Raw genomic sequence first — 14,547 nt, 5'->3', positions numbered from 1 at the left:
TATATCGAAGGAATACGTCTGCAATGATCGTAATGTGAAACGAACGCGGAGAAATCATGACCCTTTGAAACGGCACGCGAGGATGAAGATCGCCGTAGCCGGAATTTTTTTGCCCATTGACATAGTAATGTAATGAATAGTAATATAATGACTATGAAAAAGACAAATACAACCCAAAGATCTCCTTTAGCGATTGCCGTGCTTGCATTATTGACCGAGGAACCGATGCACCCGTACCGGATACAGCAGTTGATCAAAGAACGAGGAAAGGATGAAGTGATTAACGTACGTCAGCGCACGAACATTTATCAGACGATTGATCGTCTGCTGCGTGACGGCCTGATCTCGGTTCGGGAAACCGCCCGGGAAACCGGTAAACCCGACCGGACCATTTATGAAGCTACGGACGAGGGTCGAGGCGTGCTGGCACAATGGTTGAGAGAGATTCTTTCCACCCCTTGTGAGGAATTTCCGGAATTTCCGGTAGCGGTGTCCTTTGCGCCGATGCTGACCAGCGAGGATACCACGAAGCAGCTTGAAACCAGGCTCCACGCTTTGGAACAGGAGCTCGGCCGTCTCGATTCATTATTCGCCACGCACAAGGACGTAATTCCAAGACTGTTCATGCTTGAAATGGAGTATAAACGAGCGATGCTCGTAGCCGAATTGGAATGGGTCGGATCCGTGGTCATGGATCTGCGGACTGGAGCTTTAACATGGAATGACGATTGGCTGAGGGAAATTACCAAGCAATTTGAATCGAGAGGGTAATGGTGTTTGATGGGGATCAATGCAATGCACCATGATCTGTGGTTCAGAAACATTGGGAGGGGAGCGGTTACTTATAAATACGTTCAAAGTCATCATTATCGGGGCGGGAACCGGAGGGTTATGTCTCGCTCATGGCTTAAAACGGGCGGGAATTCACGCCGAAGTGTACGAACGGGACAGGACGCGCACCGGGGGACTGCAGGGATATCGCGTCGGGATCAGCCCTGACGGAAGCCGCGCTTTGAAAAAATGCCTTCTACCGGAGCTCTTCGATATTTTTGTCGCCACTTGCGCGCGGACGCCAAAGTATTTCAATATGCTGACGGAGCGGTATACGGAACTGCTTAGTCTGGAGCTGGAGTCGGGAAGCGACCCCGTGAACGACGAAAAATCGGTAAGCCGCATGACACTGCGCCAGGTGCTGCTGACGGGACTGGAAGACATCGTTCATTTTGATAAAAAATTTTCCCGATATGCGCAAAATGCGGATGGTACGGTTACCGCATTTTTCGAAGACGGGACGAGTGCCACTGGCGATCTTCTGGTCGGTGCGGACGGTGCGAATTCGCCGGTCCGCAAGCAGTTTCTGCCGCACGCCAAGTTGGAGGAAACCGGGATTGTGAGCATCGGAGGCAAGCTGCCGATTACGGACGAAACCAAGGCGCTGCTGCCGCACAAGGTGTTCCACGGAGTCACGATGGTTATGGCGCCAAAAGCATACGGATGTATCCTGCACGCGATGGAGTTCAAATGGGACCACAGCGGCATTAAACACGGCATCGGCGGCAACGATGCGGAGCTGCTCACCCGCTGGCCGGGGCTCTTGTACGACAATACCAGGGATTACATCAGCTGGGGATTTTGGGCTTCCCGCCGCAGCTTTGCGGAGAATCCTTTGCAGATCAAAGATGGGGAGCATCTAAAACGTATCGTGCTGGAGATGACCGAAAGCTGGCATCCGCATCTGCGGGAAATCGTCCGTATGTCCGATCCTACCGCCATGATCACCGTAAACATCCGCACTTCGGTGCCGATTGAGCCTTGGCCGACAAGCAACGTCACCCTCATCGGCGATGCGATTCATACGATGACTCCCGGCCGCGGCGTAGGTGCAAATACGGCTTTACGCGATGCCGCTTTGCTATGTCAAAGGATGATCGAAGCGCGGGACGGAATAAAGCCGCTGAAGCAGGCCGTAAACGAATACGAGGCCGAGATGATCCGGTACGGTTTTGAGGCGGTGCTCGATTCACGCAAACAGATGGACGACAACACGGTGATGCATAAACCGGTGATCGGCAGGATTGCGCTGGCCTGCATGAGAACGGGAATGCGTCTCGTGAACTGTCTACCCCCAGTCAAAAAGAAAATGGCGGCGAACTTGAGTCGTTCCCGGGGAGCGCAACGGGAAGAAGTGTCGTAATGAACACAGAGCCGGAATTCTTCAAGCTTTGCGGAGGTATCCGGCTTTATACATATAGGATTAAACATATGGAAGGTGATTTAATGATCGAGTTTAATAATAGAAAAAATATCGTTCTTATAGGTATGGCAGCATGTGGGAAAAGTAAAATAAAAAACGACTTGCAGATACAGATATAAATAGTCGTGGGATCGTAATTGATAAAGGGAAAACATTGTTCGATGTATATAATGAAAGAAAAATATTATATAGTACATATGCAGATTATACAATTGAGGCAGATGATAAATCTGTTGAAGAGTTGGTATCAGAAATCATTAGCTTATTTACAAAAGAAAGCAAAGCTATTTAAAATAAATGGGTTATTGGTCAGGGTAACCTGGGTAAACAGAAAGAACTTTTGTGTAAGAGCCGCTTTGACGCGGCTCTTTTTACTGTCGTGATCCGCCATAAAAATAAGATGTATTTTTAACCGCCATTCAAAGGTGAAGCGAGCAGCGAAAGCGTTGAGTCAATGTAATTGTCGATCCATTCCGGACTTGGATTTGATTTTTTCAATACGGTGATCCCGATTAATGCTACCACAAGCGTTTGAGCTATCGCACGGCAGTCCACAGTTCCATCGATCTCGTTGGAAGTTACCCCCCGATTGAGTGTATCTTCAAATATCGCCGCTAAATACTGCTGATGCTCTCGTGTCAAAATTTCGAACTTGGCATCGTGCGGAGCCAGTTCCACCATCGTATTGATACAAAAGCAGCCACTCCGCCCATGATCACCGTCTGGGAACACCCCATCATGAAACAGGTTTCGGAAAGCGACTTTGACGCTAGTTATTTTATTTAACTTTGATCGGGCGTATTTAGCATGTTGTTGATTATAATGACGAAGAGCGGCTTCAAACAAGGACGATTTATCGCCATAGGCTGAGTACAAACTCGGTTTCTGAATCCCCATGCGCGTGGTTAAGTCGTTTAATGTCGTGGCTTCGTACCCCTTTTCCCAAAAAAGGTACATGGCTTCTGTCAATGCCTTTTGTTCATCGAACTCTCGAATTCTGGCCATAATGCCCCCTATAAATACCTTTTGGTATGTAATTATGATATGTAATCAAAATTAATTTGTCAACAACAGGTTGACTACAAGCGTGTTTATTGAATAGAATGAAGTTTATATTATATACCGATCGGTATAAAAAGGGGGTTTTTCAATGTCCACTTCACCTGAAGAGAGACCGAATTACACGGAGTCGGCATCTCCATTCACGAGAAAGGCAGCTTTACTGTATGCAATCGTCTGCGGTTCCGCCGTAGCCGCGATTTATTTTTCCCAGCCTTTGCTTGATATGATCGCCATAGATTTCGGCATCAGTAATGCGATCGTCGGCACGATCGTAACAGCAACGCAGCTATGCTATGCATTAGGATTATTTCTTTTGGTCCCGCTAGGGGATTTGATCGATCCGCGTCGGCTTGTAACTGGGATGATGGTATTGTCAGCGGTCGCCTTAAGTATTGTTGCTTTAGCTTCGAATACGATGGTCCTATTTATAGGCATGGGGATGGTTGGTTTTCTTGCCGTCGTTGCTCAAATCCTCGTAGCGCTTGCCGCCGCTCGATCGTCGCAGCGTTATCGTGGTCAGACTATTGGACTCGTTACGAGTGGAATCGTAATAGGGATTTTATTAGCCCGTACTTTCTCCGGCACGTTGGCAGATTTGGCAGGATGGCGGTCGGTCTATATCGTCTCAGCTGCAATTACGGTTTGCATGGTATGTTCATTCCTTATCGTTACACCAGCTTCTCGGCGCCCGTCGCATCAACTCCCGTATACGGAGTTGCTCCGTTCCGTGAAAGATTTATTCATGCAGATTCCTCTTCTAAGAATTCGTGCACTACTTGCATTCTTCATTTTTTCGGACTTTAGTATTTTATGGTCCTCGATGGTATTGCCAATGAGTTCTCCGCCACTGTCGTTAAGTCACAGCGCAATTGGGCTGTTTGGATTTGCAGGTGTGGCAGGTGCGGTAGCCGCCAGTAGGTCGGGGAAGTTAGCAGACCGGGGATTAGGAGAACGGACGACTGGCGCCGCATTGTTACTTCTAACGGTTTCCTGGCTGCCAATAGGGTTCCTGCAACATTCCTTATGGATTTTTGTTGTGGGAGTCATCATGTTGGATTTCGCGGTGCAAGCGGTTCACGTTACCAATCAAAGTATGATTTTAAGTGTTCGTCCAGAAGCGAGGAGCCGGCTAACCGCAGGGTATATGATCTTTTATTCTATGGGGAGCGCAACAGGAGCGGTAGCCTCAACCTGGATTTATTCGTGGGCAGGATGGTCCGGGGTATGCATTCTGGGGGCTTCAATAAGCGTGATCGCGATCCTTTTTTGGGGAGTTACACTTAGAAATTTAAGCAAAAGCTAATTATATTCCTATGCTTGGATCAGACGAGCCTGCCGCGGAAAACGATCGGCGGCCTCATAAGCTATCGGGCGTATTTCTCTAATGGATAATCTCAGGATCCGTTAAATGGTCATTAAGGCACTCTACTTTCAGAGTGCTTTTTTTACATGGTTATTCGTTCCACTTTATTGAAGTATAGTCATTATCCCGTCGAAAGCATATTTTTGAAACCATAGTGATTTGCCCAGTTCACTTTCCTTCTTTAGTCATACGTTATTTTGAATAAGGTTGGAGGAGGATTATGATGGCAAATGTTAAGGCAAGTCCACAATTTAAAAGGCTTTGTATGCAATTCGGAAGAATTTTAGGAGGCGAATCGGAAGTTGAACAAGGTCCGGTTTGTTTTGTCACGAGAATGACGAATTTAAGGGAATCGATCTTAGGAAGAAGAACGCGCTCCCCATTGGTTCAAATGCAAATGTTCTCCTTTGAATCACTTGATAAGTCGGGTCGTGCGCTTTGCCTGGGTGAGACTGCCGTAAATCAAAATCAGGTTAATCGTTTGATCTCGAATCTCCGTAAACGTGGGATTAAAGTGACTGCAATTCATAATCACTGGCTCAAAGAAAACCCGCGATTATTGTATATGCACTGGGAAGCTATAATGAATCCTGTTGTATTTGCTAGAAGAACCAAAGATTCCATTTCATTCTTGGGTTAATGAACACTTGAGTATGGAAGTTGTAAATTTTATTATGAAAGGATGAATTCGTATGGCGGAAAAAGTGGTAGTAAGTCCCCGCTTCAAAAAACTATGTGACCAATTTTCAACCATTTTAGGTGGAACAGAGCATGAAATTACTAAGGGGCCGGTTTGTTTCGTCAGTAGAAATAGAAAATTTAACGCCGCTATTTTAGGAAGACGTACTACATCTCCTTTGGTCCGTTACCAATTGTTTTCATTTGAATCTCTGGACAAATCGGGCCGTGCACTTTGTTTAGGGGAAACGGCTCTCTTCCAAAACCAAGTCAATCGATTGCTGTCAAACCTTCGCAGAAACGGGATTAAAGTAACGGCAGTCCATAATCACTGGCTTAATGAGAACCCGCGTCTTATGTATATGCACTGGGAGTCGGTGGATAATCCAATTGCATTTGCAAGGAAAGTAAAACGTTCTATTGCTTTCTTGGGTTAATGGCACAGAAAAAAGCACAATCCACGCGATTGTGCTTTTTTATTGGGTCTTATGCTTTTAGTAGCGTTGACCGCAGTGTTGGCAAACCGAAACAGATGGAGCCCTTTTTTAACCGATATATTCGATGATACAGTCAGCGAGCGGATTCGCAGCCGCTACGTTCGAACCCGCTACCAGTTGCAGCGTGCATCTCTCCGGCGTATCACACCGGAAGAACAAATCCTGCTTTACATAAAAACCCTGGGCATGGTTAGGCGTCGTTACGGCAGCCAATATGGTTGGTGTCGCTTCCGTCGTTTGCACGGTAAATGTCGCATCGTTTGTTTCCGTAACGGCGCCGGCAGGCGATTCCATCCATATACATACAATTCGTGCATTGACCGGAAGCGTAAAATTGACCGTTGTGGATGCGGTATACGGAAACTTCCCGTCCGATCGTTTGATGGATATACAAGCTCGCTTCGAAACGCCGAAGGCGCTTTTATGAAAACCATAATCGCATTCCCACGATTTACGCGTGGGGTCTCCTTGCCCTCGTGTATTGCTAAAATGGATAGTCGGTGTTCCCCCGACACTGGTCGTTCCGGCATTCGCCGTATATACAATGAAGTCCGATGGACTTGTATGTTGATTGATTTCACAATTTTCGTAGACGATATTGTGAGGATATTGCCATGTATTGGCCGAGTATGTATATTCGTGCTTTCCTAAAAGTCGGCAATTGTCAAATTTGATTGAGGGCATCTTGGTATTGTTGCTGAAAAAGGTGGCGACGATTTCTGTAGCCGATCGCAGCGGTACTGAACTGGAAGTATCAACATTAATGAATGACACGATCCCCGCATTCCATTCGCAATACACTAATTTACTATTGCTGTTGCGATGCTCCATTCTTGCGCCGATGCACAGGAAACGCTCGACGCCGTAAGCATGGACGCTTCCGAGCAATTTGAAAAATGTGCCGCCGTTAGCCCCGATGTGGATATAACTTCCGCCCCAGATATTGATATTTCCGCCTTTTTCAAAATGGAGGAAATCGCCTTCCTGAACTTCGAAATTGCAAGCGAAGAAGTTATAATTTAGAAATTGATCCGATCCGCCGGTGCTTGGTACGTAGACACCTTTCACGTAAGTACCCGCCCAGTCTACGTCGCGCCACGTAAATTCGCTATTGGTATCCGTCCCTTCCAGATGGAACGTGTATCCCCAGCTCCCCCGGAATCGGATCCGCTCGAAAACGAAGCTTTGCGCTTGTCCTGTGGAATAAGAGTACATGAAGTGATTACTTGTGCTATTCGAGTGAAATTCCAGGTCAGAAATCGTTGCAAACAACCAAGCGTTGTTATTCTTGAGCAAATAGCTTCCTGCCGTGGCAGGCTGGAACAGGATTTGAGTAATGGCCTGTCCGGCACCAACAATCTGGAGCCCGACCGTGCTTGTCGTAAAACTGCTTCGCATGAGAGCTTCCGGCTGCGTAATTTTATAGGATCCGGGTGGGATAAAAAGACGAACTCTTCCCAGTTTGCTGCCGTTAGCGAGCGGGGCAGGGTTGGTTACAATGTGGCTCTCCGCATAGGCAATGGCACTAATAAAAGCGGCGGAATCGTCTGTCACGCCATCACCGGCGGCCCCGAAATCCTTGACGCTGATCCATTCACGAAGTCGGCTGGCTACCGACCGCTCGGTCAAACCGGCGGAGTATAGGAAAGATACGTTGTCCGCATCCGCTACATAACTGGCAGCGCTTCCATAAACCGCATCAGTAACGGAAGTTTGTCCACCAAATGCATTGGCTATATGACTATTTAATATTGCGCCGGCAGCAACGGCAGCGCCTGTCAAACCGAGCGAAGACAATAACTCTCTGCGACTAAATTTGTCATTGTGTTCAGGCAGCATCTGGTCGGATGGTTCCTCCCGGTTGAATGGTTTCTGTTTTTCATCATCGGATTTATTTTTCATTCATGTTACCTCCCTCATAAAATAGTTGGTTTACATCATTATTATTGATCATCGTTGCGTCTACAGGAATATCAATCGGTAGTTTTTTTTAAACAATTTGTAGTGCACTAAAAATGGTATGATGAGGATAATGGCATTAAAGAAAAGATTGAAGTCATGACCAATGAATCGTGCAAAATGAGAACGGACTCTGCTTCAAGAGTTAACAGTCCCTAACTTATGTAGAAACGGACCATCCAACGCGTGGCAAGACATCGGACCATACTGAAGTCGTAATGTACACCACGAGCCTGCCGCTACAATGAACGGAAAGGTTGTGGCCTATGGAGCCTTTGAAAATGGTTGAATTCGTCTATCGCAAATCTTCACCGGTCGGTTCGGTTTTTCAATCCCATCCCAACTATGAAATCTTTTACTTCCATGAGGGAAAAGGCAACTACTTGATTGGAGATAAAATCCATGTTCTTGCCCCGGGCGATCTTCTGATTATGCACGGGATGACGCTGCACTGCCCGAACGTGAGAAACGACGAGCACTTCAAATACGTACGTTCCCTTATCAATTTTGAGCCGGATTATGTCCGGAAGGCCGTTCAGCATTTATTTACCGTCAACGTTCTGGAACCGTTCGAAGAACTGAAAAATTATAAAATTAACCTGCAAGCGGAGGACCGTGAACAATTTGAAGCCGCCTTGCAAACGATGCAGCGATTTCACTCCCGGTCCGACGAGGTTTCGATGAACCGGTTTCGCGTTGCGTTCATTGATTTGTTGTTTATGGTGTTCCAATTTTTCAAAAAGCCGATCGAGCAAAAGGAAGAATTAACCTCGCAAAAAGAAATTCATGTACAGGAACTGATCAGGTTCATAGAGGAACATTATACGGAGGATCTCCATCTGGAGCAATTGGAGAAATCGATGCACGTAAATAAGTATTACTTATCGCGAATTTTCCGTGAGGTGACAGGGGTTACAATTATTAACTATTTGTACCAACGCAGAATCAACCAAGCGAAAATGATTTTCCTGATGGAGGAGAAGCGAAGAACCGTTACCGAAATCGGTTACGGGCTCGGGTTTAAGCATGTTACCCACTTCAGCCGCGTGTTCCGGCAGTATGTGGGAGATACGCCGGAACAATTCCGCAAGCGGATTAAAAAGTCAATTTCAGTTCATTCCGGCTCCGAATCCGGTCAATGAGAATCAACGTTGTACACAGTCCGTTTTGCTAAAATAATAAGTGCCGGCCATACAAAACGAAAGAAGGAGGAGCGGGATCGTACAGATTCGAAAACTTGATTGGTGGGCATATCGATATCAGCAATAGGAAAGAAGTTGGCATGACTCCAACATGTAAGCGCTTAATTTGATGCATGGAATAGTTGCAAAGTTAACTATTTTAGGGTCAGAAGGGTGATTTCCATTGTCTAACAAAAGGAAATTGGTCGTCTCTGTCACATCGATTGCATTTTTGGCGCTGGCTGGCTGCGGGAATCAGCAAGGAACGTCGACGGATAAAAAGGCGGACGATAAGCCGGTTACGCTTCGCATGTATCAATTGGTTGCAGCGCTCAGCGATGATGAGTTCCGTGACTTTATGGTGGAGCCGCTGAAGAAAAAATACCCTCACATTACGCTTGAGCTTGTACGCAGCGACAAGGACAACAGCATTGAAAATCTGATCGCCGCGAATCATTTCCCGGACCTTATTTTTACCGCAAGCAACTTTTTATTTAATTCAGTCAAATATAGTTTGCCAATGGATTTGAATGAGCTGATCAAGAAAAACAATATGAACGTCAACCGTTTCGACCAAACGGCCATCGAAGACATAAAAGCGTTCAGCGATAAGGGTGAGCTGCTTGCGCTGCCTTTCTCCACCAACTTCTCCATCATGCTGTACAACAAAAACATTTTCGATCGGTTCGGCGTCGCTTATCCGAAGGACGGGATGACATGGGAGGAAGTCATTGCGATTGCCAAAAAGGTGGAGCGGGAGGATGGAGGTACGCAGTACCGGGGCATTAATCCGTGGGACGTGCGGAAGTTCGCTACGCCGCTGTCCTTGCCGGTTGTTGATCCGAAGACGGGAAAAGCCATATTAAATACGGATGGTTGGAAAAAGGCGTACCAATATATGAAGGCGATAACGGATATCTCAAGCGGAAATAACAAATATCCAAGCTTCCAGAAAGATGGAACGCTGGCCATGTTCACTTCTTACGGAGATATATTCGGCGATATTGAGAAGCAGGCCCAAACCCCGGCCGGTATGCAGTTCGATTGGGATTTCACAACGATGCCGAGCTTTAAAGAGGCCCCGGGATACGGCTTTCGCAGTCTTTCCCATGACCTCGCGATCTCTTCCACCTCGCAGCATAAGGAGGAAGCGTTTAAAGTCATCCAGTTTTTGACAAGCGATGAACTTCAATTGACGTTGACCAAACGGGGCATCCGCTTCCCTGCGATCGACGACCAGAAGCTGAAGGACGCTTTCGGGGCCTTTAGTCCGATTTTGAAAGGGAAAAACATGCAGGCGATCTTCAAAACGAAAAACGCCAAAAACCCGATACCGACACTATACGACGATTTCGCGGTCAGTGAATTGAACGCAGCTTTCACAAAAGTGAAGGATGGCAAAGCGGATATCAATACGGCGCTTCGGGAAGCCGAAGACCTGGCGAACCAGAAGATTGCAACGCAAAAAGGATCACAATAGAATCACTGCAAGCAAGGCGAATAAGATAAGAGAAGGTGTGCTCTCATGGTGACCATTACCGGTTTTGCCGACGAAATATCGGGCGATCTTGAAAAGCAGATGGAAGTATTGGAATCTGTCGGTGTGTCCCACATTGAATTTCGGGGCGTCTGGGGCAAGAACGTTCTCAAACTGACGGATGACGAGTTGGGGCGAGTAAAGAAGCTGCTGGACGCCCGGGGATTCCGGATTTCGTCCATCGGTTCGCCGATCGGCAAGTTCAAGATGCAGGACGATTTTCAAACGGAAATCGGCAATATGAAACGGGCGTGCGAAATCGCGGGCTTTTTGAACGCTCCCTACATTCGCATATTCTCTTACTTCGTTGCGGAAGGCGAGCATGCGGCATACCGGGAGGAAGTCATTTCCCGTTTGAAGCAGCTGATTCACCTCGCGGAGCAATATCAGGTTACGTTGGTCATGGAGAACGAGAGCGGCGTGTACGGCAATACGGACGATCGCTGCCTTGAGTTATTAACCGCATGCGATTCTCCGCGTTTACGGCTTGCATTCGATCCGGGCAACTTTATTATGAACGGGGTCAAGCCAGTCTCGCAAGCGCTGCCGAAGCTACAGCCTTATTTGGAGTATGTTCATGTGAAGGACGCCCAGTCGGAGAAGCGCATCTTTGTTCCCGCCGGCGAAGGCGACGGAGAATTCCCGGCTTTTATCCAACATCTGAAACAGAATCGATTCTCAGGTTATCTTTCCATTGAGCCGCATTTGCAAAAATATTTGCCCGAACAAGACGGGCCGGGGCGTTTCGTATATGCTGTCAAAGCGTTAAAAAAGCTTTTGCAAGAAGCTTCAATCGCTTGGAATTAATGTTCCGGGAGGGATAAGAAATGAGTACTCAGCGCAAAGTGCAAATCGGTTTGGTCGGTTTAGGCAATATCGGACGTACGCACATTCGGTATTTAAGCACGATGGACAACGTGGAATTGGTCGGAGTATGCGATACCGTAAAGGAGAAGGCGGATAAATTTGCCGTGGAATGCGGCACGGACGCCTATTACAGTCATACCGAACTGTTCGATCGCTCCGGACTTGAAGCCGTGATCATCGCCGTTCCGCATTACGATCACACGACCATCTCGGTGGACGCCTTCGAACGGGGGCTGCATGTCATGTGCGAGAAACCGCTCGCCGTTCATGTCAATGACGCGAAAAAATCGATTGCCGCTTACGAGAAAGCGAAGCTGGAAAATCAGAGTCTGATATTCGGCATAATGTTTCAGGAACGGACGCTACCGTTTTACAAAAAGCTGAAAGACATTGTCGATGGCGGAGAGCTTGGAAGACTGACTCGGGTCACCTGGATCAATACAGCGTGGTTCCGTTCGCAATCTTATTACGACAGCGGCGATTGGCGCGCCACTTGGGCCGGCGAAGGCGGAGGCATCCTGACGAATCAGTGTCCTCATAATCTGGATACGTATCAATGGCTGTTCGGTCTTCCGGCACGGATCAGCGGCCATGCCCATATCGGCAAATACCATAATATTGAAGTGGAAGACGAGGTTACCGCCTATTTTGAGCATGAAGACGGCATGATCGGGCATTTTATCGTGACCACGGCGGAGTCTCCGGGAACGAACCGTTTTGAAATTATCGGTGAAAACGGGAAGCTGGTTTATGAGAATGGGAAGATTATACTTTACAAAAACCGCATCTCCATGCTGAAGCATCTCCGGGAATCGAAGAGCGGCTTTGAAGGCGTCGAGAATTGGTATACGGAAATTCCGGTGAAAACCGGTGCGCCGACCGGCCATAAGGTCGTCACCGAAAAGTTTGTTCAAGCGATCCTGAACGGCGGAGGCGAGCTGATCGCGCACGGAACGGAAGGGATCAAGGGACTCACAATCGGCAATGGCATTATGCTGTCTTCCTTTAAGAAAACGATCATCGATGTGCCGTTTGATGCTGATGAGTATGAGGGCAAGCTGAGCGAGCTGATCAAGACCTCCAGGTACAAGAAGACAAGAACAAGCGAATTGGAATCGGACATCTCCGGATCGTTCTCAAAAGCATAAGGAAACAGACAGGCTGCAACTCCAAAAGGTCGCGACTTTTGGAGTGCAGCTCTATCGACAACTGACAACTGTCGAGTGACAAGAACTTGAACTCATTAAAAACCGCGTAAATCGCGGCTTTTTTGTTACATGGGATCAAGTTCTTGTCAATACGTATTTAACCGGAGGGTACTATGGACAAAGAGAAACTCGTCCGTAAATTCGATCATCAATCCAAAATTTACGAAACGAGAAGGAAGAAGCAGTCGGAACGGAAATGGCGGGAAAAATTGATCGGAAGTGCAAAGGGGAACGTTCTTGAGGTAGCTGTTGGTGCCGGCGCGAATTTTTACTTTTACCCCAAAGATGTGGATGTGACTGCTGTCGATTTCAGCGGTGCTATGTTATCCAAGGCAAAAGAATCCGCCACGGCTAGCAATGTTCGTGCCACATTCATTCAATCCGATATTGAATCTATATCGTTTCCTGACAACTCATTTGATACCATCGTCTCGACATTATCTTTTTGCGGTTACGAGTATCCTGTTAAAGTGTTGGAATCTTTTAGCAGGTGGTGCAAGCCGGACGGTCAAATTTTGTTAATGGAGCATGGTCTCAGTTCAAACCGATTGATCGGCAGCACCCAAAAGATCATCGAGCCGATATTCCTACGCGTTGTCGGCTGCCATCTGGATCGTAATATGATCCATATTTTTCAGCAGTCCCCGATCCATATACATCATATGGAACACTACAAGTTTAATACCGTTCATTTGGTGTGGGCGTCGCCAAAAAAAGGAGAGGCGTAGCGGCGACCCGCTCCTGTTCATTGAAGCAACAGACAGGATTGCATGGAAAGGGATTTTTTCAGCGAACATTCACGCCAGCCGCCGAAGGGGGCGGCGCCCGAAGCTTATGTATCCTAACCGCACTGGCAGCACAACGCCGAAGAGCACCCGAGGCCGCAGCGGAATAATCGTCTGCGGCCCGGGTGCTGCTTAAAGACACTGTGGCCTCTGTGGCTTTAGTTTTTCAGATTGCGCCAGCCTATGTAATCGTGCACGGCGATGCCTGCATACGACGGGTGAACTTTCACCAGCTCGTCGATTCGAGCCATCTGCCGGTCCATTTCCGCTTTTCCCTCTTCATAGAATGTGATGTACGGCGTTTCCGAAACAGGGTTCGTTTCGAGGCTGAGCCACACCTTCTTGCCATACTTGTCGCCCCAGGCCAGTTCCTCTTTGACGAGGTCCGCTACCGCGTCTCCTTGATCCCGATAAGACATGAGGGCAACCTCGTCCAGCTTGGCGATCAGAACTTCCCCTAATGCGACTCCGCTGCTTAGCGGTACGCTGTCGAGCCAAAATGGTATTGCTGCGGAGGTCGATAAGACGGGAGCTTTTTTCGTTTCGTCATGAAAATACGACAGCGCATCAAGCCATTTTTGCGCCGTGCCGCTTTGATCGCTCGACCATTCCGGAAGTAAATAAGGCTCGACGTCGAGCTGAATGCCGGCGAATCGTTCATTCGTGGCAACGGAAGCGTTATACGTCTTTACCCAGCTGATCAGGCTTGCGATGCGTGCGCGATTTTCGGGGAGTGCCCAATTGGGGGCGCCGTCAAGCACATACACTTCAATGCCGTTTCCGGCGGCGGTCTTGATCATGCTGCGGTAGGCGCTCTTTGCGACATCCGGGTTGACCTGAAGATAGATGCGGGAGATTTGCTGATTTTTGGCAAATTGAAAAATTTGGTTGCGTCCGGTGCTTGTGGCGATAAGTGAAGTATCCCACACCCAGGTGGCTTTCGATTTTCCGGACGGCAGCGGCGCGGCAAATGCAGTCCACGCTGCAATAAAGGTTCCTGAAAACAGGACCAGTGTAACGATCACGATTCCTAGCCATTCTCTGTGACCCCAATAGTTGTTTTTGGCCCATGCCATGTCCCTTTTGCGCTCCTTTAGCTGTTCAAACGAAGTTCCTCTTCCGGAAGATTGATTTCATTATATGTCCCGTATAGTCA

Annotated in this window: 13 protein-coding genes; 10 read left to right on the top strand and 3 right to left on the bottom strand. The window is 47.7% G+C overall.

Annotated elements, in window-relative coordinates:
• Window positions 1–147: 147 nt before the first annotated feature.
• Entirely contained in the window at window positions 148–771 is a 624-nt protein-coding gene (locus ACFQI7_RS00250) for a PadR family transcriptional regulator (protein WP_230414565.1), read from the top strand.
• A gap of 31 nt (window positions 772–802) precedes the next feature.
• Window positions 803–2,194: an FAD-dependent oxidoreductase gene (locus ACFQI7_RS00245; RefSeq protein WP_218096408.1), complete on the top strand. Its 1,392-nt coding sequence runs from the start codon at window positions 803–805 to the stop codon at window positions 2,192–2,194.
• A gap of 468 nt (window positions 2,195–2,662) precedes the next feature.
• On the opposite strand, the gene ACFQI7_RS00240 is transcribed toward ACFQI7_RS00245, so the two are convergent.
• Complete coding sequence (locus ACFQI7_RS00240) at window positions 2,663–3,259, bottom strand: TetR/AcrR family transcriptional regulator (RefSeq protein WP_218102772.1); 597 nt, start codon at window positions 3,257–3,259, stop codon at window positions 2,663–2,665.
• Between the two features lie 145 nt (window positions 3,260–3,404).
• Between ACFQI7_RS00240 and ACFQI7_RS00235 the strand changes: the two genes are divergently transcribed.
• From ACFQI7_RS00235 to ACFQI7_RS00225, 3 genes are all read left to right on the top strand, one after another.
• The gene (locus ACFQI7_RS00235) at window positions 3,405–4,619 is read left to right on the top strand and encodes an MFS transporter (protein ID WP_218102771.1); all 1,215 of its coding nucleotides are present in this window, start codon (window positions 3,405–3,407) and stop codon (window positions 4,617–4,619) included.
• Between the two features lie 283 nt (window positions 4,620–4,902).
• The gene (locus tag ACFQI7_RS00230) at window positions 4,903–5,319 is read left to right on the top strand and encodes a DUF1259 domain-containing protein (RefSeq protein WP_218102773.1); all 417 of its coding nucleotides are present in this window, start codon (window positions 4,903–4,905) and stop codon (window positions 5,317–5,319) included.
• Window positions 5,320–5,371: 52 nt separating this feature from the next.
• Complete coding sequence (locus ACFQI7_RS00225; protein WP_218102770.1) at window positions 5,372–5,794, top strand: DUF1259 domain-containing protein; 423 nt, start codon at window positions 5,372–5,374, stop codon at window positions 5,792–5,794.
• A 108-nt stretch (window positions 5,795–5,902) separates the two neighbouring features.
• On the opposite strand, the gene ACFQI7_RS00220 is transcribed toward ACFQI7_RS00225, so the two are convergent.
• Window positions 5,903–7,756 carry a glycoside hydrolase family 55 protein gene (locus ACFQI7_RS00220; RefSeq protein ID WP_218102769.1) on the bottom strand — a complete coding sequence of 618 codons (1,854 nt, stop codon included), beginning with the start codon at window positions 7,754–7,756 and terminating at the stop codon, window positions 5,903–5,905.
• Window positions 7,757–8,079: 323 nt separating this feature from the next.
• Here ACFQI7_RS00220 and ACFQI7_RS00215 point away from each other — a divergent pair, with 323 nt between their 5' ends.
• The 5 genes from ACFQI7_RS00215 to ACFQI7_RS00195 all read left to right on the top strand — a co-directional run bounded on the left by ACFQI7_RS00215 (window position 8,080) and on the right by ACFQI7_RS00195 (window position 13,334).
• The gene (locus ACFQI7_RS00215) at window positions 8,080–8,955 is read left to right on the top strand and encodes a helix-turn-helix transcriptional regulator (protein WP_218102768.1); all 876 of its coding nucleotides are present in this window, start codon (window positions 8,080–8,082) and stop codon (window positions 8,953–8,955) included.
• Window positions 8,956–9,178: 223 nt separating this feature from the next.
• Window positions 9,179–10,474 (top strand): ABC transporter substrate-binding protein, encoded by a 1,296-nt coding sequence (locus tag ACFQI7_RS00210; RefSeq protein WP_218102767.1) that lies wholly within the window; start codon window positions 9,179–9,181, stop codon window positions 10,472–10,474.
• Window positions 10,475–10,519: 45 nt separating this feature from the next.
• Complete coding sequence (locus tag ACFQI7_RS00205; protein ID WP_218102766.1) at window positions 10,520–11,338, top strand: sugar phosphate isomerase/epimerase family protein; 819 nt, start codon at window positions 10,520–10,522, stop codon at window positions 11,336–11,338.
• A gap of 20 nt (window positions 11,339–11,358) precedes the next feature.
• Window positions 11,359–12,546 carry a Gfo/Idh/MocA family protein gene (locus ACFQI7_RS00200; RefSeq protein WP_218102765.1) on the top strand — a complete coding sequence of 396 codons (1,188 nt, stop codon included), beginning with the start codon at window positions 11,359–11,361 and terminating at the stop codon, window positions 12,544–12,546.
• A gap of 173 nt (window positions 12,547–12,719) precedes the next feature.
• The gene (locus ACFQI7_RS00195) at window positions 12,720–13,334 is read left to right on the top strand and encodes a class I SAM-dependent methyltransferase (RefSeq protein ID WP_218102764.1); all 615 of its coding nucleotides are present in this window, start codon (window positions 12,720–12,722) and stop codon (window positions 13,332–13,334) included.
• A gap of 215 nt (window positions 13,335–13,549) precedes the next feature.
• Here ACFQI7_RS00195 and ACFQI7_RS00190 read toward each other — a convergent pair whose 3' ends face one another.
• A complete protein-coding gene (locus ACFQI7_RS00190) occupies window positions 13,550–14,467 on the bottom strand; it encodes a hypothetical protein (RefSeq protein ID WP_218102763.1) in 918 nt (305 codons plus the stop codon).
• Window positions 14,468–14,547: the final 80 nt, after the last annotated feature.

This window comes from Paenibacillus allorhizosphaerae (assembly GCF_042659105.1).
In the GTDB taxonomy this organism is placed as follows: Bacteria; Bacillota; Bacilli; order Paenibacillales; family NBRC-103111; genus Paenibacillus_G; species Paenibacillus_G allorhizosphaerae.
Note: the sequence above shows the minus strand (reverse complement) of the source record. Positions and strands in the feature narration are given on the sequence as shown.